General features: G+C 50.1%; 20 protein-coding genes. 11 read left to right on the forward strand and 9 right to left on the reverse strand.

What is annotated here, in order from left to right; genetic code table 11:
• Positions 1-191: 191 nt before the first annotated feature.
• From METBU_RS0113670 to METBU_RS0113705, 8 genes are all read left to right on the forward strand, one after another.
• Positions 192-1,637: an amino acid adenylation domain-containing protein gene (locus tag METBU_RS0113670; protein WP_017841171.1), complete on the forward strand. Its 1,446-nt coding sequence runs from the start codon at positions 192-194 to the stop codon at positions 1,635-1,637.
• On the forward strand, positions 1,638-2,714 hold the full coding sequence (locus METBU_RS0113675) for an acyl-CoA dehydrogenase family protein (protein WP_017841172.1): 1,077 nt from the start codon (positions 1,638-1,640) through the stop codon (positions 2,712-2,714).
• Positions 2,715-3,315: 601 nt separating this feature from the next.
• A complete protein-coding gene (locus tag METBU_RS26440) occupies positions 3,316-3,489 on the forward strand; it encodes a YezD family protein (protein WP_014146765.1) in 174 nt (57 codons plus the stop codon).
• 103 nt (positions 3,490-3,592) lie between these two features.
• Positions 3,593-5,065, forward strand: coding sequence for an alginate export family protein (locus METBU_RS0113685; RefSeq protein ID WP_017841173.1), 1,473 nt, complete (start codon positions 3,593-3,595; stop codon positions 5,063-5,065).
• A 21-nt stretch (positions 5,066-5,086) separates the two neighbouring features.
• A complete protein-coding gene (locus tag METBU_RS0113690) occupies positions 5,087-6,091 on the forward strand; it encodes a sulfate ABC transporter substrate-binding protein (protein ID WP_017841174.1) in 1,005 nt (334 codons plus the stop codon).
• A gap of 558 nt (positions 6,092-6,649) precedes the next feature.
• Positions 6,650-7,477 carry a sulfate ABC transporter permease subunit CysT gene (gene cysT / locus METBU_RS0113695; protein WP_017841175.1) on the forward strand — a complete coding sequence of 276 codons (828 nt, stop codon included), beginning with the start codon at positions 6,650-6,652 and terminating at the stop codon, positions 7,475-7,477.
• Positions 7,478-7,488: 11 nt separating this feature from the next.
• On the forward strand, positions 7,489-8,355 hold the full coding sequence (cysW, locus tag METBU_RS0113700; protein WP_017841176.1) for a sulfate ABC transporter permease subunit CysW: 867 nt from the start codon (positions 7,489-7,491) through the stop codon (positions 8,353-8,355).
• A gap of 264 nt (positions 8,356-8,619) precedes the next feature.
• A complete protein-coding gene (locus METBU_RS0113705) occupies positions 8,620-9,663 on the forward strand; it encodes a sulfate/molybdate ABC transporter ATP-binding protein (protein ID WP_017841177.1) in 1,044 nt (347 codons plus the stop codon).
• A gap of 312 nt (positions 9,664-9,975) precedes the next feature.
• Here METBU_RS0113705 and METBU_RS0113710 read toward each other — a convergent pair whose 3' ends face one another.
• On the reverse strand, positions 9,976-10,608 hold the full coding sequence (locus tag METBU_RS0113710) for an RBBP9/YdeN family alpha/beta hydrolase (RefSeq protein ID WP_186005682.1): 633 nt from the start codon (positions 10,606-10,608) through the stop codon (positions 9,976-9,978).
• Positions 10,608-11,477, reverse strand: a complete 870-nt coding sequence (locus METBU_RS24150) for an EAL domain-containing protein (RefSeq protein ID WP_017841179.1) — start codon at positions 11,475-11,477, stop codon at positions 10,608-10,610. The genes METBU_RS0113710 and METBU_RS24150 overlap by 1 nt, the downstream gene beginning before the upstream one ends.
• A gap of 257 nt (positions 11,478-11,734) precedes the next feature.
• Between METBU_RS24150 and METBU_RS0113720 the strand changes: the two genes are divergently transcribed.
• Entirely contained in the window at positions 11,735-12,634 is a 900-nt protein-coding gene (locus METBU_RS0113720; RefSeq protein WP_017841180.1) for a LysR substrate-binding domain-containing protein, read from the forward strand.
• Between the two features lie 184 nt (positions 12,635-12,818).
• Here the strand turns inward: METBU_RS0113720 and METBU_RS0113725 are convergent, their stop codons facing one another.
• From METBU_RS0113725 to METBU_RS24160, 5 genes are all read right to left on the reverse strand, one after another.
• Positions 12,819-14,354, reverse strand: coding sequence for a hypothetical protein (locus tag METBU_RS0113725; RefSeq protein WP_014146756.1), 1,536 nt, complete (start codon positions 14,352-14,354; stop codon positions 12,819-12,821).
• A gap of 454 nt (positions 14,355-14,808) precedes the next feature.
• Positions 14,809-16,572 (reverse strand): 5-bromo-4-chloroindolyl phosphate hydrolysis family protein, encoded by a 1,764-nt coding sequence (locus METBU_RS25320; protein WP_017841181.1) that lies wholly within the window; start codon positions 16,570-16,572, stop codon positions 14,809-14,811.
• A 172-nt stretch (positions 16,573-16,744) separates the two neighbouring features.
• Entirely contained in the window at positions 16,745-17,692 is a 948-nt protein-coding gene (locus METBU_RS0113735) for an SPFH domain-containing protein (RefSeq protein ID WP_017841182.1), read from the reverse strand.
• Positions 17,689-18,612, reverse strand: coding sequence for an SPFH domain-containing protein (locus tag METBU_RS0113740; protein WP_014146752.1), 924 nt, complete (start codon positions 18,610-18,612; stop codon positions 17,689-17,691). The genes METBU_RS0113735 and METBU_RS0113740 overlap by 4 nt, the downstream gene beginning before the upstream one ends.
• Before the next feature lie 9 nt (positions 18,613-18,621).
• Positions 18,622-19,125: an NfeD family protein gene (locus tag METBU_RS24160; protein ID WP_014146751.1), complete on the reverse strand. Its 504-nt coding sequence runs from the start codon at positions 19,123-19,125 to the stop codon at positions 18,622-18,624.
• A 497-nt stretch (positions 19,126-19,622) separates the two neighbouring features.
• Here METBU_RS24160 and METBU_RS0113755 point away from each other — a divergent pair, with 497 nt between their 5' ends.
• Both METBU_RS0113755 and METBU_RS0113760 read left to right on the forward strand, forming a co-directional pair.
• The gene (locus tag METBU_RS0113755; protein ID WP_014146750.1) at positions 19,623-20,009 is read left to right on the forward strand and encodes a hypothetical protein; all 387 of its coding nucleotides are present in this window, start codon (positions 19,623-19,625) and stop codon (positions 20,007-20,009) included.
• Between the two features lie 255 nt (positions 20,010-20,264).
• Positions 20,265-20,450 carry a putative motility protein gene (locus tag METBU_RS0113760; RefSeq protein ID WP_017841184.1) on the forward strand — a complete coding sequence of 62 codons (186 nt, stop codon included), beginning with the start codon at positions 20,265-20,267 and terminating at the stop codon, positions 20,448-20,450.
• 294 nt (positions 20,451-20,744) lie between these two features.
• Here the strand turns inward: METBU_RS0113760 and METBU_RS0113765 are convergent, their stop codons facing one another.
• Positions 20,745-21,554, reverse strand: a complete 810-nt coding sequence (locus METBU_RS0113765; RefSeq protein ID WP_017841185.1) for an alpha/beta fold hydrolase — start codon at positions 21,552-21,554, stop codon at positions 20,745-20,747.
• A complete protein-coding gene (locus tag METBU_RS0113770; protein WP_026130224.1) occupies positions 21,547-22,563 on the reverse strand; it encodes a M14 family zinc carboxypeptidase in 1,017 nt (338 codons plus the stop codon). Before METBU_RS0113770 ends, METBU_RS0113765 begins: the two co-directional genes overlap by 8 nt.
• Positions 22,564-22,699: the final 136 nt, after the last annotated feature.

Here is a 22,699-nt window from a genome sequence, read left to right on the forward strand (position 1 = left end):
GATTTGGTCGTAAATAACCTCCTTATTTTAGGGAGGGTTCGGTTGCTCGATTGGCAGGTGTCGGCGGCAGGGAAAGCCGCCGTCAAGCCTACAAGGACGTATTCACGGCGTCCTGCCAAGCGAATTAGCGTACCCTCAACAAAGCTCATAGTTCCAGGTCGTTATTTATTACGAAATCCTAATTCTCGATCATGCCCCTACTGACAGCATTCGACCGGCAATGCCGAAACGCACCGGATCGCCCGGCGTTGATTGAAGGCGAACGTCGACTGAGTTACCGCGAAGTCATGCTTAACTCTGAGCGCCTTGCCGCCCATTTAGCCGCGCGGATCGAGCCCGGCGCTCGCGTCGCGCTAGCCTTGGACCGAGGTATCGATGCGATCATAGCGATTCTGTCGGTCCTGCGTTGCGGCGCGTGCTACATCCCGCTGGACATCAAAAATCCGGCTCGACGCTTGCGCTTCATCGTCAACGACGCGGTTGTTCACTGCATCATCGGCCGCGGAAACCCGCCCGATTGGCTCGACACGCCGGCGCTTTGGCTCGATATCGACCGACTGCCCGAGTCTGCCCAATCGTTCTATCCTCCCGCTGCCATCGACCCCGAAGCCTTGGCGGCGATTCTGTATACCTCCGGGTCGACCGGCACGCCGAAGGGCGTCGCGCTGAGTCATCGCGCGTTGCATAATTTCGCCGATTGGGCGACACTCACGTTCAAGCTCAAAGCCGACGACCGTATCGCTTCGTTGGCGCCTTTTTATTTCGATTTGTCCGTATTCGATATATTCAGCAGCCTGAGCGCCGGCGCTAGCGTTAATTTCGTGCCGGCCGGCCTGACCTTGTCGCCCAGCCGCCTGACGGCCTGGCTGCTTGAGCAGCGCATCACCGTGTTTTACACGGTGCCCTCTTTGCTCGGCTTCATCGCGCTAAAGGGCGGATTGACCGAACAGCCGTTGCCGGATTTAACTACGCTACTGTTCGCCGGAGAAGTATTTCCGACGCCGCAATTGAAAAAACTCTGCGAACTTTTGCCCGAAACCGATTTTTACAATCTCTACGGCCCGACCGAAACCAATGTCTGTTGTTATTGGCCGGTCGATCGGGCTCGACTCGACGGCGATCAACCGATACCGATCGGCCATCCTGCTTGCGCTTCGGAATTGAAGATTGACGCGGAATCCTCCGAATTGCTGGTAAATAGCGTGAACAATCTGTCCGGTTATTGGCGTCAAGGCCGGCTGACCGAAGCCCTGGAAGACGGCGGCTATTACCGGACCGGCGACAAAGTCTCGTTGAACAAGCGCGGCGAATACTGCTATCACGGCCGCCTCGACCGCATGCTCAAATGTTCCGGTTACCGGGTGGAACCTGCCGAAATCGAAGCGCTGATCCTGCAATGTCCGGAAGTCGCCGGTTGCGCCGTAGTCGGCATCGAAGACAGCACTAGCGGCCAACGCCCCGCCGCCGCGCTGGTGCTACATCCCGACGGCCAATTGAACGGCATTGTCAAGACTATCAAGCAAGCGCTGCCGGCCTACATGCAGCCGTGCCGGCTCAGCGTGATGGATGCCTTGCCTCTACTGGACAACGGCAAGACCGATTATCAAACCTTGCAACGCCAACTGGAGCGACACTGAATGGATATCGGCAATCTACCCGCCGCCGGCGGAAGCCAAGCCGCACGGGCGCGTTTTCGTCATTGCGCCGGTTTCGGCCTATTGAAACATGCCGTGCCGCAAAACCGCGGCGGTCACGGCAACCATTTCGCCGATCTCGTGCAGGCCCATGAACAACTTGGCAAAGCCTGCCAGGACCCTGGCTTGTTGTTATCGATCAACGCCCATCTGTGGGGCACGGTTTTTCCGCTGTTGAACTACGGCAATACCGAGCAACAGGCGACTTATCTAAATGACCTGCTCGAAGGCAAACGCATCGGCGGTCATGCGATTACAGAACCCCAGGCCGGCTCCGACCTCACTGCGTTGACAATGACTGCGGAGCAGACCGATGCCGGATTCACATTGAACGGACATAAACGCTTCATCACCAATACGCCGATCGCAGACTTACTGGTCGTTTATGCGAGATCCGGCACGCGATTGTCCGCCTTCATCGTGCACGCCGACGACCCCGGCGCCGCCTTTCTCGACACGCCGCAAGTCTCCGGCTGCAAAAACGCCACGATGGGCGATGTTCGTCTTGACGATTGCCGGATTCCTCTCGACCGGCAACTGGGCAAGACCGGTGCCGGCAACATGATGATTCAGCAAGCGCTGGAGTTGGAACGGGCCTTCATTTTTGCCGGCATCCGCGGCGTGATGGAGCGGCAATTGGAAGGCGTGATTCGGTTCAGCCGGGAACGCAGAGTCAACGGCGCGCATCTAGGCAAAAACCAGGCGATCGGTCATAAAATCGCAGATATGAAAACCCGACTGGATACGATTCGGCTTTGGGTAAACGAGTGCGCGCGCCTGAAAGATCGAAAGCAACGCATCACGCTGGCCAGCGCGCAGACCAAGTTATTCGCCGCCGAAGCCTTTCTGCAATCGAGCCTGGACGCGGCGCATATTTTCGGCGCAAACGGCTTGCTCGAAGGCGGTCAACAGCTCGAACGAATCCAGGATGCCCTTGCTAGCCGGCTATTCTCCGGCTCGTCCGAAATTCAGAAAAACATCATCGCTGCTTTATTAGGTACGGGTGACGGTTATCAATAAATCTGTCATTCCGCAGATCCCAAGGGTCATATATTAGTTCGGCTACTCATTAACGCGGGACAGTTTAAGGTTAATCCGTTCGTGTTGAGCCCTTCGGCAGCGCCCCCTGCTGCCGACATCCTCGCTAGCCACACCCCATACCTTCATTAAAATTTGCTAACTTTTGAATATAAAGGGAGTAGTGCTTTTGTCCCACCTTAAGTGGGAAGCCTATGAGCTCCATTTATCCAAAAAAACATTTCACTATGAAGAATATATAGTTAATTCAACAACTTGTTATGTTTTTGCATAGAACTTTCACTCGCCCAAGAGGTTAACGAGAACGCCTAGGTAATATCTTGAAAATCTTCAGGAACTTCATATGCTTCATGGTTAAACTACCGAATTTAGGTTTATCGATGACTCATTTCCAACTATCTCTCCTCCTTCGTTAGCCTTGTATCAACTTGCCGAATAATGGCGTCGCCTCTATATTCAAATATCTAATAATTAGATATAAAAATCTAATTATATCGTTTCATTTGTTTCTGCTATTTCATTAACATTCGCACAACACCAATTCAGCACATCAACACAGAATTAAGTGAAGCGCGGAAATTGTATGAATAAACCATTAGATCTTGATTTATTAAAACTGGATAACCATCAGGAAATCGCTGCACACATCATATCGATTTTGCAGACGATTCGTTTCGGCTCGATTGAGATTGTGGTGCACGACGGCCGCATCGTGCAAATCGACCGGCACGAAAAATTTCGGATCAAAACTAGATAAAACAAACGCTTAATCCACCGAGCCATCGGCGATAGATCATAAAATTTAGCGGTTGCCTGACCGGAACACCGGAAGTGGCTGTATTTTCAAGGGGGAATAAACCATGTCGATTTATAGAAAGACTGCCGGATGGCTCGTGGCCGGCAGTTTATTGATTCATCCGGCTCAGCATGCTGTGGCCAAAACGGACGAGCAGCCAAGCAGCTATTATATAGAACCGGGGAGCTACGGAACCAAACGCGAAACCGACCCGCCCGACTATGTCCGCAATCTCAGTAAAACCGGAATAAAAGGTACGGAAGATATCACTTGGCTGGATGTCGGTCTCGATTACCGGATGCGCTATGAACGCCGTGAAAACGACGTGCGCCGCCGTCCTAGCCGCAGTTTGGACGAGCCTATTTTACTCCGAACCCGCGCCTATCTCGGGATCAAAGAAATTCTGGACCCGTTGCGCGCCGTCGCCGAATTCGAAGATGCGCGCCGCTATAACAGCCAGTTTGACCGCGATAACCGCGACATCAACGAATTCGAACTGATTCAAGGCTATATGGAGCTGCATTTCAAGGATGCACTGGGTTACGACGATCGCGGCAATGCCAGACCCGCCTTCATTCGTGCGGGGCGCATGGCGTTCGAATTTTTGGACAGGCGCTTGATCGGCTTGAACAAATGGCGCAACACCACCAATACTTTTCAAGGTTTTCGCGCCAGTCTGGGAGAAGACGCCAACGATTGGGCACTCGATTTACTGGCCCTGCAACCGTTGACCCGACTGATGACCGATTTCGACAAACCGAACCAAGATCAGTGGTTTTCTGCGGCGATCGGTCACTGGCGCAAATGGTCCGATATCGTGACTATCGAGCCTTATTACATGGCGCTTAGACAAGATGCGAGTCCCGGCAACCGCAACCGCGCGCGGGATATTCACGCCACAGGGTTGCGCTTGTCCGGCTGGGTAAGCGATACCGGCATCGATTACGATCTGACCGGCACCTATCAATTCGGCCGCGACGACGGACGGCAACATGATGCCTATATGGTCACCGCAGAAGTCGGTTACACCTTCTTGGAGCACCCATGGAAACCTCGGATCAGCGCATTTTACGGTCATGTCACTGGGGACAAAGACCCCAACGACAACAAAAACAACCGTTTCGAACGCTTCTTCGGCTTCGCCAGACCCTGGTCATCGGATGATTACATGATCCCTGAAAACGTGATCGCACCCAAGGTCAAAATCGAATTCGAGCCTATCAAGGGGCTAAAACTCGACGGCGGTTACAGCGCCTTCTGGCTGGAGAGTAATACCGACCGTTTTAACAACCTGTTAGACGGCAGCAGTTTCAATCGCGACCCGACCGGCAATAGCGGCGACTTTTTAGGCCACGGTCTCGATTTCCGCGCCCGCTACAACATAACGCCTTATATTGCCGCCAACGTCGGTTATACCCATTTCACGAACGGTGAATTTACCAAAAACCGACAAGTGGCCGCCAATGGCACGAAATCGAACCAATCGGACTTTATCTATGTGGAATTGTCGTTCAACGCACTCGATATTTTCAAATAACCCTCGAAACCAGGAACACTTATGAAACCTCAAAAATGGCTCAAAACCGCCCTGCTCGCGGCAGGATTATTAAGCGCTACCGGCGCATTTGCCGACCGAACGTTGCTGAACATCTCCTACGACCCGACCCGAGAGCTGTATCAGGCGTTCAATAAAGCATTCATCGCCGATTGGAAAACCAAGACCGGCGAGACGGTGACGATACAACAGTCGCACGGCGGCGCAGGCAAACAGGCGCGCGCGGTCATCGACGGTTTGGAAGGCGATGTGTTGACGCTGGCCTTGTCGTACGACATCGACCAGATTGCCGAAATTTCCGGGAAGCTCGATAAAGACTGGCAAAAGCGCCTGCCGAACAATAGCGCGCCCTATACCTCGACGATCGTATTTCTGGTGCGCAAGGGCAACCCCAAAGGCATCAAGGATTGGGACGATTTAATCAAGGACGGCGTTGCCGTGATTACGCCGAACCCGAAAACTTCCGGCGGCGCCCGTTACAACTATCTAGCCGCCTGGGCCTTCGCTGAAAAAAAATACGGTAACCCGGAGGCCGCCAAGGATTTCGTCAACAAACTGTTTAAAAACGTACCGATTCTGGATTCCGGCGCGCGCGGCTCGACGACCACCTTCGTACAACGCCGCATCGGCGATGTCTTGCTGGCCTGGGAAAACGAAGCCTTTCTGGCTATCGATCAATACGGCACCGATCAATTCGAAATCGTCGTGCCGCCGATCAGCATTTTGGCTGAAACACCGGTCACGGTCGTGGACAAGACCGTCGAGAAACGCGGTACCCGTGACTTGGCTGAAGCTTATTTGAATTACTTGTACTCGCCGGTCGGGCAAAAACTGGCGGCCCGATATTATTACCGCCCATTCCAACCGGAACACGCCGACCCAAAAGATTTGGAGCGCTTCCCGAAATTGGAACGGCTTTCCGTGGATGAATTCTTCGGCGGCTGGCATAAGGCACAGGCCGAGCACTTCGATGACGGCGGCACCTTCGATCAAATCTATGCACCGTAATATCCACATCGCTCACACGGAGGATCTTGGAGACCAGAAAGTTCTCGCACGGAGGCGCAGAGTTTTTCCTCATCCCCTCCGCTCCAGCCTGGGAATGCATACCGCTATTACCTCGACAACCAAATTATGGATTCCCACGGGGAGACCGTGGGAACCAGAAACAAACGTGCTGAACAAAGATTATCGAATATCTGGGGATAGTGCTGTTTGATAAATCTGCGGATATTGAAAGTCAGTGGCTTCGATAATCGCGACGAAGGCGTCGCTCCCACAAGGGTTCCGAATGTTCTGTGGGAGCGATCCCCTGATCGCGATTTCGAAGCCGGGAAAGTTAGGAGACTATAAATGGTATCGAGCCCACATTAGCTATGATGGCATGACGGTAATACACGATTTATGTCTAACGATGAGTGTTCTGCGTGGGAATGCTAGAGCTTGCGGAAATGGTTTCCCAAACCGGAGTTTGGGAAACAGCAATACCCGACCGCTTTATCGTCACAAAGAACGGATGAGAGATATCACACCGCTGTTTTTTGCAATTTATTAAAGGCTACCGAAATGCCACAAAGCCATATTATGCCGGGGTTTCGCCCCACACTCGGGTTTACGCTGTTTTATCTGGCGTTGATCGTGCTGATTCCCTTGAGTGCACTGGTGTTCAAAAGTATGCAGCTCAGCCTGGATCAATACGGGGACATACTGACCAATGCCCGGGTTCAGGCTTCGTTCCGGGTCAGTTTTGTTTCAGCGTTGATTGCGGCCGGTATCGCCGCGCTGTTCGGCTTTATCATCGCCTGGACCCTGGTGCGCTATCCGTTTCCCGGCAAGCGCCTATTCGACGCCTTGATCGATCTGCCGTTCGCGCTGCCCACCGCCGTTGCCGGCATCGTGTTGGCGGCGATCTACGAGCCTAATGGCTGGATCGGTCGTATCGTCATGGACACGCTGGGCGTGCAAATCGCCTATAAGCCCCTTGGTATCGTGTTTGCGCTGATTTTTATCGGACTACCGTTTGTCGTGCGTACAGTCGAACCGGTGCTGCAGGAATTCGACACGGCAATGGAGGAAGCGGCCGCGAGCCTAGGCGCCAATCGTCTGCAGACTTTCATCCGAATCATTCTGCCCAATATCCTGCCGGCAACACTGACCGGTTTCGCACTGGCCTTCGCGCGCGGAGTCGGCGAGTACGGCTCGGTCATTTTCATCGCCGGCAACATGCCTTATGTGTCCGAAATCGTGCCGCTGCTGATCATCACGAAGCTGGAGCAATACGACTATGCCGGCGCGACCGCGATCGGACTGACCATGCTGGTCATTTCGTTTTTATTGTTATTACTGGTCAACGCGCTGCAATGGTGGGTACGCCGCCGCAGCGGCCAACTCTGAGAGACGCTCAAATGAATACAGTGACTGCAACTCATGCATACCAACCTAAACCGATCGCGCTAAACGATCCGGGCTGGGTTCGCTTTGGACTGATAGGCGTAACCTTGGCGATTATCGGGCTGTTCTTGATCCTGCCGCTGGCGACCGTACTGATCGAAGCCTTCAGCAAAGGCTGGACGGCATACAGCGACAGCCTGGCTCACCCCGACACCCTAGCGGCAATACGGCTGACACTGTTGACCGCCGCAGTGACCGTGCCGCTAACAACTTTTTTCGGCATTTGCGCGGCGTGGGCCATCGCCCGTTTCGAGTTTCGCGGTAAAAGTTTATTGATCACGCTGATCGACCTGCCGTTCTCGGTGTCGCCGGTCATCGCCGGTTTGATCTTCGTGCTGGTATTCGGCGCTCAAGGCTGGCTAGGCCCATGGCTGTCCGAATACGATATCAAGGTCATCTTCGCGGTGCCCGGCATCATTCTAGCGACTTTGTTCGTGACCTTTCCGTTCGTCGCCCGCGAGTTGATCCCATTGATGCAGGAAATGGGGCATGAAGAGGAAGAAGCCGCTTTATCGCTGGGCGCCAGCGGTTGGCAAACTTTTTTTAAAGTTACCCTTCCCAATATCAAATGGGGGCTGCTGTACGGCGTACTACTCTGTAATGCCCGGGCGATGGGCGAGTTCGGCGCGGTGTCGGTGGTTTCCGGCCATATTCGAGGGCTGACCAATACTCTGCCGCTGCATGTCGAAATTACCTACAACGAATACGACTTCGTCGGCTCGTTCGCCAGCGCCTCGCTGCTGGCAGGCTTGGCGGTGGTTACCTTGATTGTGAAAACCTATTTGGAATGGCGGCAAAAGCAGGATAGGAAGGCGGTATAAACTGCTTTCATCACTCCCAAGCTCCGCGTCACTGCCATTAAGTGAAGCCGTCACAGAGAGAAGTAATGCTTGCATTCAGGCTCTACTGTGCCTCAAAAGCTTGCCATCCATGGCACTGGATTCCGGCAGTCCATGGCGGAATGACGGACTTACCTTAACTTAATGCCAGTGACACAGAGCGTGGGAACCATTTGAAAAACCATTAAGCTGGGTTTCACGTTGTTCAACCCCACCTACATAAACAAATTGAACGAGAGCATCACTATGAGCATTACTTTAAACAATATCGGCAAACGCTTCGGCAATTTCGCTGCTCTGGACAATATCAACCTGGAAATCCCCGAAGGCGAATTGGTCGCCTTACTGGGGCCGTCCGGCTGTGGCAAGACCACCTTACTACGCATCATCGCCGGACTGGAACAAGCGGATCGAGGACAGGTTTTATTGAACGGCAGCGATGTCACCGACCAACCGGTCAAAAACCGGCAAATCGGCTTTGTTTTTCAACATTACGCGCTATTCCGGCACATGACGGTATTCGACAATATCGCCTTCGGTCTCAGGGTCAAACCGAGAAAGGAACGTCCTAGCGAAACCAAAATCCAGGAAAAAGTGCATGCGCTTCTCAATCTGGTGCAATTGGACTGGTTGGCCGACCGTTTTCCCGATCAACTATCCGGCGGTCAACGCCAACGCATCGCATTGGCCCGCGCCTTGGCGGTCGAACCGTCGGTGTTGTTGCTGGACGAGCCGTTCGGCGCGCTCGACGCCAGTGTGCGCAAGGACTTGCGCCTGTGGCTGCGGCATTTGCATCATGAGCTGAACGTCACCAGCATTTTCGTGACGCACGACCAGGAAGAAGCAATGGAAGTCGCAAGCCAGATTGTCGTGCTCAATCACGGCAAGATCGAACAAAAAGGCTCGCCCAGCGAGATTTACGACAGTCCGAACAACGATTTCGTGTCTCGCTTCATCGGTCATACCAATGTTTTTCAGCTGGAGAAAGACGACAGTTCATGGCTCGCCGGTGCCGGAATCATCATAGACGACCCGAAAGGAATCGTCGCCCACGTGCGTCCACACAATATCCAAGTCGAAAAACCGCAAGATCCCGCCAATTCCCCCGTTTACCTAAAAGATTGGCAACACCTAGGAGCTATCATCCGACTGGAATTGAGCAAGGACGGAACTAACGGTAAGGCAACGACAATCTTTGCGGAAATGCCGAACGAGCAATTTCGCGAACTGGCTTTGCAAAAAGGCGACCGGCTGTCGTTGCATATTAAACATGCGCATTGGTTTAACTGAACGAATAGATGGCGAGTTCAACTATTCGATCCTAGAAAAAGCATTTCACCATGAAGATCATGAAGAATAAGAAGTTAACTCAATAGCTTATTCTGTCTATGCAAATCATTTTTGCCCCCTAAAAGGTTATTCGAAATTTTAGGACAAGCCGTTGAAAGACTTCATGCGCTTCATGGTTAAACTGCCGAATTTAGAATAAACGCCATTGAGGAAACATGGCTAAGATAGTAAGCATGGCAGGGTTTGCATCGCAATCCTTTGTCAAAGGATTGCTCCGGTTGGAAGCTTTATTGAGAAAGAAGCAGCCTTTCCTTAGGCGGAATAGGGCGATGATGAAAACATCAGTTTTTTCGGTAGTTGAATCGATAAATTGACCATAGCGCTTTCAAGCAAAACTTGCAGTGACGTGACCCATTCCACTATCAACGGCCACTCGCCATAGCCGGCCTCGCTGTTGATGTGGCCCGCATTGCCAGCGTCATAAAGCGTCAAACCCCATTGACGACTGAATTGTTCGGCCTGACTGAATTGCATCCAGGGATCGTTTTGACTGGCTACCAACAAGCCCAATGTATCGAGTCGTCGATTCGGCAAAAAACCGGAAATATCGTTTTGAGGTCTCGAGTCGACAGCTATCGGCCCCGTCATAGAAAAGCGCTGCGGCGACGCCGGCGCGACCAAGATCAAACCGGCTACTTTTTCAGGAAGACGTGATGCTACCAAAGCGCTAGCCAGACAGCCGAAACTGTGCGCGACCAGAATCACTCGGTTGGGCGTCGCATCGATATGCTTTTCGATAGCGTTGGCCCACGTCAAAATTTGCGGCAGTTCCCAATCGATACCGCCAACGCGCTCGCTGTTAGGCAGCTGCCGTTCCAACCAGCTCTGCCAATGCTTATCGTCACTACCATGAAAGCCCGGTATGGTTACTATTTTAATTTTCATCATGCAACTCCCGAAAGGCGAGAAAATGTGTCTTTGTTCAAAGAAACCGATTGTTCGTAATAAGCGCCTTGCACCCAATTGAATCCAATCGTACGAGCCAAAGCCTTGATATTGGCATCCTCGATATCAAGCAACGCTGTTTGCCCACCGACCGAATCCGTCAGTTTGTGCAAGCGATGCAGTTTGTGCGGTAATTGATTGTCTTGAATCCTGCCAAGATCCTTGGCCGACAGACCGACATTATCTGGCGATAAGGCCGTAATCAGCTCTAAAGCCGAACCACTCAAACCGTTGTAATCAAATTTAAGGGCCACTCGATAACCGCGCTGCCGGTAGTTTTCAAGCCCCTTCAGCAAGACTTCGTAATAATTGGCATAGACGCTGCTTACACTCAAAGTAATTACGATGTTATTGGGCTCCAAACCGCATTTCCCGATAACTTCTTGAAAATACGCTCCATGATCTTTCTTGACGCCGAGAATATGCCTAGGATCGACCTCTAGTTGCAAAAAAAACGGCTCATGGGAAATCGGCAAAAAATTGAGCATATGAACGGTACGAGCTAAACGATCAAAATCGACTATGGAATCGGGACAAATTGATTGCCGTGCAGGCAGCGATATAATCAAATCCAATTCATGGCTTTGCAGATGCGGAATTTCGGAAGTGCTGACATTAAGCTTGGCAATATAGCCTGCTATCGTTGAGGGTTTCCGCGTTTCGCGCAGAGGCGCCAGTTCAGTAGTGATATGAATGGGACCGAATAAACCATGCACGACTCCTTCTTTTAAAAAGAAGGGACGGAAATTGGTATGATGCTCCCATTCAAGGCGGTCATTGAAGTGTTCGACGAGTTGTTCTAATGGCATTATCCTGCTCCTTGTTGTACTTAGGCTTTGCTCTGTTCAGGTAGCGAAAAAAACAGGCGGAGATGTTTTTCCGCCTGACAAATATCCCTATGATTTAAGGAGGAGTTCAATACGAATCCGTTCAATCGCGCTAACGAAACGGCTCTGGCCATTTGTTGGGTTCAGAATAGCGGGATTTCTTTGATTATTAAAACGATATAATTCGATTTATACTTCTAAAAATTAGATATTAAAAACGCTTCAGGCCATCGCATCTCATGAATCTCAGCCAGATTGAATTACTTCGCACTCTGCATGAAAACGGTTTCAACCTCTCCAAGGCCGCCGACAGCATGCATATCGTCCAGTCTGCGGTTAGCCGGCAATTACATTTATTCGAGGAGGAATTGGGCTCGCCTTTATTGACAAGAAACGGCAAAAAACTGACCGGTCTGACCGAACTGGGACAAAAGGTATTGGCGCAGGCATCAACCATTCAACAAGCCAAAAAAAATATCAAATCGCTCGCCTCGGAATACCGCAATGGCGACAGCGGAATTTTGCATGTCGCGACGACGCATACCCAGGCAAAATACTTTTTACCGAAGCCGATACAACGCTTCCGCGCCAAATATCCCGGCGTCAAGGTTTATATCGTGCAGTCCTCGCCCGACCACCTGATCGACTTTCTGCATAACGATCAGGCCGATCTGGCCATTTGCACCGAAAAGGTCGCCGAAGATGAAACCTTGATCATCAATCCCTGTTACGAATGGCACCATGCCGTCGTCATCCCGAAAGAACATCCGCTGGCTAGCGGGGACTTGACCTTGGAACGCTTGGCCTCGTTTCCCATTCTCACCTACTCGCTCGGCTTTACAGGCCGTTCCAATATCGAGAAGGCCTTTAACGACCGGGAATTGCAAATGGATGTGGTGCTGGCGGCAGCCGATACCGATATCATTAAAACTTATGTGCGTTTGGGATTGGGTGTCGGCTTGATCGCCAGTATGGCCTATGATCCGATAGCCGATACTGATTTGGTCGTCCGAAATTTGCCCGGACTCATACCCAGCTCGATGACCAAAATTGCTTACTTGCGACAGAATTATTTACCCGCCTACAGCCGGCATTTTATTGAAGAACTATTGGACGCCGCCCAAGAAATGAACGCCTGAGACAACCAGTCCCTTTATACTCAAAAAATGGATAACCATATGAAGTTATGGGGAGTGGCTAGCGAGGATGTCGGCAGCAGGGCAGATTTTGCAGGAGCAAAAATCCGCCTAACACCCCGACACCCCGACACCCCTTTCACTAATACTGAAATTTAAGTACTATCGGTCTATTTACGGTAATCGCCTAATCGTCGATACGCGCGGTTTTAAAACGGGCCGTGGCTCCAAGCAGACCAACTACGAAGAAAGCCGTACCGACTACAGTAAAACGCAGATTCGACTCTTGCATGCCCAAGTCGTCGGTCGCATAAAGCATGATTATAACGGCGACCGCCCCCCATCCTAGAAATCGCAACGTCGCGTCTAGTAGGCATTTACCTAGCGTTTCCGATTCGGTCACCGGAGTGTCCATGCGATAAGCCACAAAGCCGCATATCAGCGCCGGCAGGATTCCCCAACGCATATGATCAAAAAAGCTTTCCCAAAAAAAGAAATACTCTCTGCGGTAGAAGGTTAACTCGAGTACCAGTGTCGAGACCGTGGTACTAACAACGAAGCCCATGATCATCATCGTCATATAAAACCCGTAATAGCGATCGTATTGCTCCCGCTGGCGGCTGAAGACAAGCGTCCGCAAAACGAAGATCAACGCTAAAGGAAGGACATACATCGGCATGACATAAGCCATCCAACGAAGCGTTGTATAGCTAAAATGGGCCAAAGGCTTATCCGGAAACAGGAAAGCATTATGTAACGAAACCGAAATTTCTCGGCCTAATATGACTCCGATAGCGGAGGCCGCCATGAAAATCAGAATATACTTATAGGTGTGTTTCAAGCGGGCTTCGTGAACATTTCCACCGAGTTGCTTCACGGTTGTCCAAATATCGTTTTCGCTAGCGCTACCGAACACAATCAAGGAGGCAAGCATGCGGCACAATAAACCGGTGAGTTGATCCAACTCTTTGATCAAATTGACTGTCTTGGTGTAATGCGGCTCCGCTTCCTTCCAAACTGCCACTTTTTCCGACATGGCGTTATAGGAGATACAAATTTCCCCCCATTTCAGAGACGGTTCGTTGAACAGTCGACGAAAAGACGACTGATTCGCATAATATTGTATCCGATCAAACAGCAGGCAATTATGAGCCCATTTATATTCGACCGTGGCACTGGACATGTCAAAGTCCCCGGGGTCGATGCTCGACACTAACAATCGATTGGCAATTTGCTCTTTCAGTTTCTCGTCAACCGCCGACAATCTTGAGGTGACTAGAGCGTTATAAACTTCTACCGCCTTAGTTGGGATGGCAAAAGCATCATGTATGCTATCTCTCAAAATCAGCAAAGGATTAATTTTGCTTTCCCAAGCGATAAAAAATAGAAATAGCCCAGCGGCAATCAACGGTACGATCGTAGTACCGTCCAAGCCATTCAGAAGATCCACTAACTCTCGAGAACGAAGGTTCTTAACGATAAGTGTTACCAAAGGCTCCAATGGCAACCACTGGAAAGTCAGTAATAAATATAGAGCCGCCATGAACGCGCAGTACGACGCAACCCCTAACCAATAGGTGCTTCTGCGGATAAAATATTGCGGAAGCGTCGGTTCTGCGCCTAATTGAATCCGACGTTTTTGGAAGGAACGATAGGCCAGGAATACTACTGCCACGGTTCCAAGAAACTGCACCGCAAAGTTAATCATAAGTTCAACAGTCATCGTGCGCCTGCTCCTACGTGCTTTTTATAAGGTTCGAAAGGGTTGTCATCATAGTCAAAAGACAATGATATATCCGTGTCGGCTCTATGGCAGGTCCATCCGTTAATGCCGTAATTTGAATTACGATAGGTATAACCAGCCGAGCGTCCGTTGCGGTATCCAGTGGAATTATTATACTTGACGGATTATTATACTTGACATAGAGCGACAAGGTCTCTTACTGGTTTCAGAATAAACCGAAACATATTGTCGTTCAATTATCCCATCAATCTTGGGATGGAGAGGACCAAGATATTTTTCTTGGATGGCGATGAGAGGAATTAATGATGAAAACCTTTTTACGTACTCTGTTAGAGAGAAAACCAGGGGTAATGAATGCTGTCGAAATTGTAACCATTCAGTCCCCCGGCAATTGTTGTTCCCACGCTGGAGCGCGGAAACGATAGGATCGGCATCAACGAATACCTTCCCGCTTAAGTTGCGCGGTTAATACTTCAATTTTGACATCAAGATCGAATAGGTCATCTTCAAATAATTTTTGTTGCTGTTCCAGGAAGGTCGCTTCAATTGTTTCGAGTACATTACGAAAATTCTGTGTCAATTGCCCGGATTGGATATGGCTGTGCGTTTTGGCATAGCCTTCGGTGACTTGCATCGCTCCATCGAGATAAACGTTCAGAAATTTTCGAGCTTTGCGAATATCTCGCGGGTCGGCTTCGATTTCGCTCAAAATACTGTCGGCAATCATACAAATACGCTCTATCCGATTTTTGAATTCGTGATTATGAATTCGATTGCCGGCCTGTTCGATTCGCCGAATCATGCTACGGGACTCGGCGACCGTCTGCTTGACTTCATTGTCCGATTCGTCTGTCGTGCGGGGCAAATTTTGCTGTGCTTTTTTAACCAGCAAGCGGTCGTTCCGATCAATTTTAACAACCTCGATCCGATCGCCGTGACGCAGCGGTTCGAGCGTATCGGCAGAGAATCGTTGTTGATCGATCAGCACATAGCCGTTGCTATCGAAATCGACCATTGCTTCCCCGATTTTGCCTTTCAAGCCCTTTTGGCGCGAACCGAAAATAAAGCTGCCGGTAATAAGCAACGTAGCGAGCAGCATTGCTGCACTCACAGCGATACTCACCGACAATATCGTGTTGCTCTGATCGGCCGGGATGGGGCCGTCGAATAGATTCAAACTACCCAGCACGAAGGCGATCGCTCCGCCGATACCCAGCACGCCGAAGCCGGCAACGAAATATTCGGCGATCATCAACGCAATACCGAACAATAACAGCACTAGAAAACCAAGATTAACGGGTAAGGCTTGCATGCCGACCAAGCCCAGAACTAGCGCGATCGTGCCAAGGATACCGGGAAGAGTTAGGCCCGGAGCGAGCATTTCGATAAAAATCGCGAGTAGGCCCACAGAAATCAACATGTGCGCGATCTGCGGATGCGCGACTAGCCCCAAAATATGATCGATAAACCGCGGCGTAATCTGGCGAATTTCTTTATCCGAGAGAGCCAGTTTAAGCAATTGGCCTTGAAATTGAATTTCACCTCCGTCAACGGCTTTTATCAGATCAGAAAATCCCGGCACCACCAGATCGACCACATTGGCTTCCAAGGCTTCGTCGGCGGATAGGCTTTCGGCTTCGGAAACGAAACGTTCGGCAATATCCGCATTGCGATTGCGATGCTTGGCGATACCCCGCATGAAAGCCCGGGTATCGCTCATGATTTTCTTTGCCATGGTACCTTGTATCTCGCCGCCATCGCCCGCAACCGGCGATGCGGCCCCGACATTCGTACCGGAATTCATCACCGCAAGGTGCGTGGACAGCAAAATAAATGCACCGGCCGATGTCGCGCTGGCGCCGGCAGGACCCACGTAACCGATGACCGGCACCTTAGACTCCGAAATTGCGCGAACCATGTCTCGCGTGCTACTCAGTAAGCCGCCCGGGGTATTGATTCGTAGAATCAACGCAGCTGCGGAATAAGCTTCTGCTGTTTCGATTGCATGCTCGAGCAGGGCGGCCGTACCCGGATTGATTACGGCATCTATGTTTACCAGGTATACGGGAGCCGCTGAGTCATTCGGTTTTTTTCCGTGCGCCAAGCCGCCTATACCGACAAACAGCGATAACAACAGGCAAGCGCCGACGAGCATTCGCAACGACTTGATTGAGGGGAGTACACGAAACAAGTTCATCTAAGAAGTCAACCCGCCATCCTAAAAGTGCAATTGAATGCCTTAAGCTTTGGCAGGACGCGGTTTGCAACCGTGTCCGAAGCAAGCCGAAACGCTTAGGCCAAACCGAAACGTTAGGGACGGGTTAAATAACCCGTCCCGCAGGTGTAAGTTCATCTAAGAAGTCAACCCATCATACACTTGCCTTACGATCAATATGTAAATCGAGCGCTTCCAACAGTTGGTTCAAATTAGTCAAATCGGCAGGAAAGATCACCGAAGTCTCAGCATCGGCCAAATGCGCGATATTATTGATAAATTTTTCCGATAAATTGAGTTTAATGGCTTCCTCGCCGCCGGGCTGGACGACTGCATTACCGATTTTCTCGATGGATTCGGCCGTCGCGGTCGCCAAGGCCAAAATTTCGGACGCCCTACCTTCGGCTTCGTTGACCAAGCGTTGGCGTTCGCCTTCCGACAAATTGATCAGTTCGCGCATCGTACCTTCGGACGTGTTGATTCGGCTTTGCTTGTCGCCTTCGGCTCTGGCCAAAATAGCCCGCTTTTCCCGCTCGGCGGTCACTTGTTTTTCCATCGCACACTGAACCGTGCTCGGCGGTTTGATATTCTTAATTTCGTAACGATGCACATGCACGCCCCAGGTTTCACCCGCGGCATTGAGCGTATCCACCACCGCTTGACTGATCATGTCGCGCTCTTCGAAAGTTTTGTCCAACTCCAACGTACCGATCACCGAACGGGTTGTGGTCTGCGCCAACTGCATCGCGGCAAACCGATAATCGGTCACGCCATAAGTCGCTTTGATAGGGTCGGAAACCGACATATAGATAACGCCGTCGACTTCGACCTGCACCTCGTCCTTGGAAAAACATTCTTGCGGCGGAACATCGATGGTTTCTTCACGCAAGTCCTGTATCGCGGTCACGACATCGATAAACGGGATCAACACATGAAAACCGGGCCCCAATGTAGCCTTATACTTGCCTAAACGCTCTACAATCAGAGCGGTGCGCGTGGAAACGATGCGTATGGAGCGAAATAACTGTGTAATGATGACAAGAAAAATGATGCCCCATACGGCAAAATTAAACAAATCGATTGGACTAACTTCGTTATTCATTTGTTTGCTCCCATTTTAGCGACCGGCAGGTTTTGATTAAGCGCCGACAGCAGACCTTTGATGTGAGCAAGATCGGTAGGCAACACAGATACGTTGGCCCCTTTCATGACCTCGCCTGTTCGATCGATAAAATCCTCGACCAAACGCATTTTTACCGCCATATCGCCGCCCGGCTTCTTGATGGCTGCCGCGACTTTCTGCAAGCCCTCGGCGGAGGCTTCAGCTAGTATCCCAATTTCACTCGCGCGCCCTAAGGCCTCATTGATGCGTTTTTGTTTCTGGCCTTCGGAAATATTGATCGCCTCCTGACGATGACCTTCCGATATCAGAATTTTCGATTCTTTTTCCGCCATGGCCAAAGTGATTTCCGCACGCTTTTCGCGTTCGGCCTCCATTTGCTTTTCCAAGGTATGCACCACTTGTGCAGAAGGTGAAATATTTTTGATTTCGTAACGCATAACCTTGATGCCCCAAGGGTCCGAGGCTTTGTCGATTTCTCGTACAATCGCTTCATTCAATTTATCGCGCTCATAAAAGGTATCGCCGAGCGTCAGCTTACCGATTTCGGAACGCATCGTCGTTTGCGCCAAATTAACGCTGGCCATCTGATAATCGCCGATTCCGTAACTGGCCCGTTTGGCATCCATGACTTTCAAATAGACGATACCGTCGACCGCAACCTGGATATTGTCTCGGGTGATGCAGCTTTGCGCCGGAATATCGAACACTTGCTCACGAATCTCATGACGATAGGCTACCTTGTCCAAAAAGGGCACGACAACATGATAACCGGGCTCCAGAACGCATCGAAAATTGCCTAATCGCTCCAAGACACAAGATTGCCGCATCGGAACGATAATCAACAGCTTCCAAAAAATGATACCGGCCAATATGACGAATATCGTAAGGGTAGTAAGCATAACGTACTCCTATTTTATTGAGTTATTATTCGAGTCGGTTTCGTTCATGGTTTTATTGGTTTCGATGGCATCAACCACCCACACCAGATTTTCGCGAAAAATAATGCGCACCTCGGCCCCAACGTCCAAATTTTGGTCATTACGATAGCTTCTTGCTTTCCAAGTACTTCCGCGAAACGCAATGCGCCCCTCGCCGCCTGCGGGTATAGCCTCGCAGACTTTAGCAATTGCATCGTAGGCGTCCAGATCTTCATCGGTCTTGCCCTGTTCGACTTGTGCGGGAATGAATTTTTGGGCGACCCCACGCAATCCGAAGACCAACGTTAGGGAGCCGATAAACCAAACGGTAAAAGCTTGTAACCAGCCTTCTATCAAACCGGCGTATAGCAAAGCGGAAACCAGAACGGCGCCGAGACCTAGAAAAAATACTATCCCGCCGGGCAACAAAATTTCCAGCAGCATGAGAATAATGCCGCCGATAAGCCAGATATTTACAATTTCATATCCCTGCATTGATTATCCAAAATAAGGAACGAGCATGAAATAACTTCGACAAATGCTGAGAGGGGGTTCGGTGGCTCGATTGAAGGGCGTCGGCGGCAGAAATAGCCGCCGAGCTTACATGGATGTATTCACGGCGTCCTATCAAACGAGTCGCCGAACCATCACAATGCCTAAAACTTGTAGAAGTAAATTTCTGCATATTCCTAAGACGGTTTATATCGGTATCGGAGCACAGATATGCCGGCTCCTGATAAGAAAAAAAAGCGCGTGAGACTATTTACATTAAACCCCACCTTCGCCTCTTTAATCGAAAAGGAGGCATGCGTGGAATTGATTGTAGTTAAATTTATTCAAAATGGTAGCTTGTAAATGAATTCGCGGATTTAACCAACCATTGCTTTTTTGGCGGGCCTATTCGAAAGCATATCGCATTCGAAATATTTCGAGATACTTTCCTTCTGCACGCGCGTACAATGAATCCGCTTATTTAACACAGAGGTAAAACTATGAAAATTATAAAATTTGCAGCTTTATTAGGTTTAATGGCTATTACAGGCCATGCGTGGGCTGAAGCCGCCTTCGAATCGATACAAGACGTTCAAGGAAAATGGAGATTGGAATACACTAAAAAGTCACTCGATACCAAAGAAACGATAAAACGCGAAGATACTTGGGCTTTTAATGACGGAAAAGTCACTATAACGAATATCCCTCGAGAGGGCTCATACTATGACCAATTGCCGGTAAAGTATGAAATAGAGGACGGCAAACTCAAAATTGCCCTATTAGGCCGCTCCGATCGCTTCGATACTTTTTCCCTGATCGAAAAAGATGAAAAAAGCATGACTCTCAAAGGTAAATACGGCGACATTTATTATTTCCAAAAAAAATAGCTTTTTAACTAAGTAGCATCGTTATATCGGATAACAATTCCAACGTTTCTCTCCCTTTTCAGCGCCGCTTTATAGGGGCCCCTTTTAATGCTCCTTGCGATAGAAATGCGGCGCTACCATTCCGGTTTTCAATACATACCTGAGAGCCATAACCATAATTAGTCCTTCTCATAAAATCGAAACACGCCGCATCTCAAGTAACGTGAGGTCTTGCCGATAACCCGTTTGCGATTAAATAAAAAAGAGGAGTATGTCATGGTAGATTCCGTCTCGGGCTTAGCCAATCTAGCCACCCGAATGTCCGTACAGCAAACCGCACTCGATGCCAATGTCGCGGTACTCAATAAAATTCAAGATCAACAAGAAGCGGAAGGCGAAGCCGTAGTAAAGTTGATCGAGTCGACGTCCGCAGCCAAGGACGGCATCGATGTCTATGCCTAGTCATTGCTCATGATCCTAAATTTGGCAGCTTAACCATCAAGAAATCGAGGTTCCTGAAGAATTTCAAGACATTACCTAATCGTTCTCGCTAACCTCTTGGGTGAGTGAATGCTCTATACATGCTCATAGCACATAGCAAGTTATTGAACTATGCCTTTCGTACTTCAAATTTCGGCAGCGCCTGAGGAGGCACCGGGGTGTGCGGCAAAGGCTTTGCCAGCAAGGCGCTGGCATAGAGCCTACATGGACGTATTCACGGCGTCCTTTGACGAACACCCGGTGACGAATTTTGATCTACGATGAGTATAGTTGCTCGGGATCTCTGTCGATGCACGACGTTCTTTGAGACACCCAATCCTGTATTTGCGTCGCCACCCATCCGCCGTCATCGAGAGTCAAATCATGGCCTGCCCAGGGATGGGCACGCAGTTCAATACGCCATTTTTTATGAATAGCTTCAGAGCATGCCGGCGATACCAGACGATCGCCCTGCCCGTTCAATAACAAAACCGGCTGTTGCGGCTTGCTATGACTCGGCTTATAAGTGGCTGCCGCAACAATCTGCCGTAAAGCATTTTTAGTAGATACAGGCCGTGCTTTTTGTATCCGCGACCATTCCTCGATTGTCGCCTCATACCGATCTTTACGATTACTAACCAAACGAACAATGCGGGATTCTCGTCGAAAAATATCGCGCGTCATCGCCAATTCTGCAAAATCGCGATAACTTTGCCGACGTAAGCGCATATAAAATGGACTTAGATCGGCAAAGCTGGTATTCATCAAAACCTCGCCCGCAATGTCTTCAGGATGACGACTCAACCATTCCCAGGCAACCATCGCGCCGAGTGAAAGTCCCAGAATTGAGACAGGCTTTTCCAGCCAGCCTTTCGCGAGTGCATCACCACGAACACTTTCTACTATCGCTCGTATCGAACATGGACTGGCCTTTCGATAATAGCAACCTGTGCCCGGCAAATCGATCAAGCTGATCCGGGATGCCGGAAATGCATCTTGCAATAGCGGTACAAAATCGCCCCAATGCGCGGACTCCCTAGCCAAGCCTCTAAGCAGAATCCAATGTTTTCCGAGCACCTCATCCATACCAAAGACCTAATGCCTTATTTTGATTATGTTGTTTTTGTTGCTGATCGAGCTTTGCCCAATGTTCCGGATACAATAAACTCCGTTGTAGAAAGTCGAACAGCATAAAGTGCCGCCTTAGAATTCTCTCCCGGCGATGCGGTAAGATCGGATGAAACAAACCGTGTTTCTGAAAGAGATGCATCGGGTTTTTGCGTAACCAAATCCAAGACCCCATCTCCAACGTAAACGGAAGAAATAGCCGTTCGGTACCAAACCGTTCAACGAACTCATCGAATAAGTAATCCCACAAATCGCCATTGATAACGTATTCTTTGCAAGTCGGCTCAATCGTGTAAATATGATGCGGATAACAACGGTCATAGCGTTCCTTTAAGCCCACGGTTTCCGCAATAAAAGTAAAAGGCGTTTTTTTTGATGCGTACGGAAACCACAAGCGATCCCGAACACCGAAACCCGAGTGTAAATCAAGCGCAATCGATAAGGGCGAGTTGAAAAGGTGGCGCTCAACGACGTTACACAAAGCTTGCGCTTCCAGCTCCATTTTCACTTTATTACCTCGATACCATGGCAGTCGGGCCGAGATTCGATGCCCGCTATATAATCGGCGTTTGCCCGGACCCTCGACGGGTGAGTTGCGCATTAAATCGACGCCGTTGCCATTACAACGAGTACCGAGATAAACTCCGACCGGATTTACGATGGGCACGAATACCAATCGCAATTGCTCGAGGCGGGTCAGCAACTCACGATCCCAATCCAGCAATTGAACGACGGTTTGAAGGTAGGACAAGATCACCTCGGAACCGATTTTTTCGAGTCCATGCACACCGCCGAAAAAACCCAGAACGGGCACATCGGGCCCTGCCGCTCCGATGCTGATGCAATGTATCGGAAATTCAAGCTCCCGGCATTGAATCCGCGAAATCACCTCGGTTTGAGCCCGTGTACCGAGTTGATCGATAATGCGTTCTAATTGGTCAAGTTCAGGAAATTTAACTCCGGTCATGACAGCCAATGGCATTGTTTTTTATTCAGCATCCCAAAACTCTAGCATGAAAAAAAGACAATTCAGTTAAAACCAATTACTCCCTCTATACTCAAAAATTGTCTAACTTTATACCCGTCGTAGATCAAAATTCGGC

It is taken from the genome of Methylotuvimicrobium buryatense 5G (assembly GCF_000341735.1).
In the GTDB taxonomy this organism is placed as follows: domain Bacteria; phylum Pseudomonadota; class Gammaproteobacteria; order Methylococcales; family Methylomonadaceae; genus Methylotuvimicrobium; species Methylotuvimicrobium buryatense.

What these genes read in the sequence shown, in the direction of transcription:
- METBU_RS0113670 (WP_017841171.1), top strand. Translation starts at nt 192, where the DNA reads ATGCCCCTACTGACAGCATTCGACCGGCAATGCCGAAACGCACCGGAT.
- METBU_RS0113675 (WP_017841172.1), top strand. Translation starts at nt 1,638, where the DNA reads ATGGATATCGGCAATCTACCCGCCGCCGGCGGAAGCCAAGCCGCACGG.
- METBU_RS26440 (WP_014146765.1), top strand. Translation starts at nt 3,316, where the DNA reads ATGAATAAACCATTAGATCTTGATTTATTAAAACTGGATAACCATCAG.
- METBU_RS0113685 (WP_017841173.1), top strand. Translation starts at nt 3,593, where the DNA reads ATGTCGATTTATAGAAAGACTGCCGGATGGCTCGTGGCCGGCAGTTTA.
- METBU_RS0113690 (WP_017841174.1), top strand. Translation starts at nt 5,087, where the DNA reads ATGAAACCTCAAAAATGGCTCAAAACCGCCCTGCTCGCGGCAGGATTA.
- cysT (WP_017841175.1), top strand. Translation starts at nt 6,650, where the DNA reads ATGCCACAAAGCCATATTATGCCGGGGTTTCGCCCCACACTCGGGTTT.
- cysW (WP_017841176.1), top strand. Translation starts at nt 7,489, where the DNA reads ATGAATACAGTGACTGCAACTCATGCATACCAACCTAAACCGATCGCG.
- METBU_RS0113705 (WP_017841177.1), top strand. Translation starts at nt 8,620, where the DNA reads ATGAGCATTACTTTAAACAATATCGGCAAACGCTTCGGCAATTTCGCT.
- METBU_RS0113710 (WP_186005682.1), bottom strand. Translation starts at nt 10,608, where the DNA reads ATGAAAATTAAAATAGTAACCATACCGGGCTTTCATGGTAGTGACGAT.
- METBU_RS24150 (WP_017841179.1), bottom strand. Translation starts at nt 11,477, where the DNA reads ATGCCATTAGAACAACTCGTCGAACACTTCAATGACCGCCTTGAATGG.
- METBU_RS0113720 (WP_017841180.1), top strand. Translation starts at nt 11,735, where the DNA reads ATGAATCTCAGCCAGATTGAATTACTTCGCACTCTGCATGAAAACGGT.
- METBU_RS0113725 (WP_014146756.1), bottom strand. Translation starts at nt 14,354, where the DNA reads ATGACTGTTGAACTTATGATTAACTTTGCGGTGCAGTTTCTTGGAACC.
- METBU_RS25320 (WP_017841181.1), bottom strand. Translation starts at nt 16,572, where the DNA reads ATGAACTTGTTTCGTGTACTCCCCTCAATCAAGTCGTTGCGAATGCTC.
- METBU_RS0113735 (WP_017841182.1), bottom strand. Translation starts at nt 17,692, where the DNA reads ATGAATAACGAAGTTAGTCCAATCGATTTGTTTAATTTTGCCGTATGG.
- METBU_RS0113740 (WP_014146752.1), bottom strand. Translation starts at nt 18,612, where the DNA reads ATGCTTACTACCCTTACGATATTCGTCATATTGGCCGGTATCATTTTT.
- METBU_RS24160 (WP_014146751.1), bottom strand. Translation starts at nt 19,125, where the DNA reads ATGCAGGGATATGAAATTGTAAATATCTGGCTTATCGGCGGCATTATT.
- METBU_RS0113755 (WP_014146750.1), top strand. Translation starts at nt 19,623, where the DNA reads ATGAAAATTATAAAATTTGCAGCTTTATTAGGTTTAATGGCTATTACA.
- METBU_RS0113760 (WP_017841184.1), top strand. Translation starts at nt 20,265, where the DNA reads ATGGTAGATTCCGTCTCGGGCTTAGCCAATCTAGCCACCCGAATGTCC.
- METBU_RS0113765 (WP_017841185.1), bottom strand. Translation starts at nt 21,554, where the DNA reads ATGGATGAGGTGCTCGGAAAACATTGGATTCTGCTTAGAGGCTTGGCT.
- METBU_RS0113770 (WP_026130224.1), bottom strand. Translation starts at nt 22,563, where the DNA reads ATGACCGGAGTTAAATTTCCTGAACTTGACCAATTAGAACGCATTATC.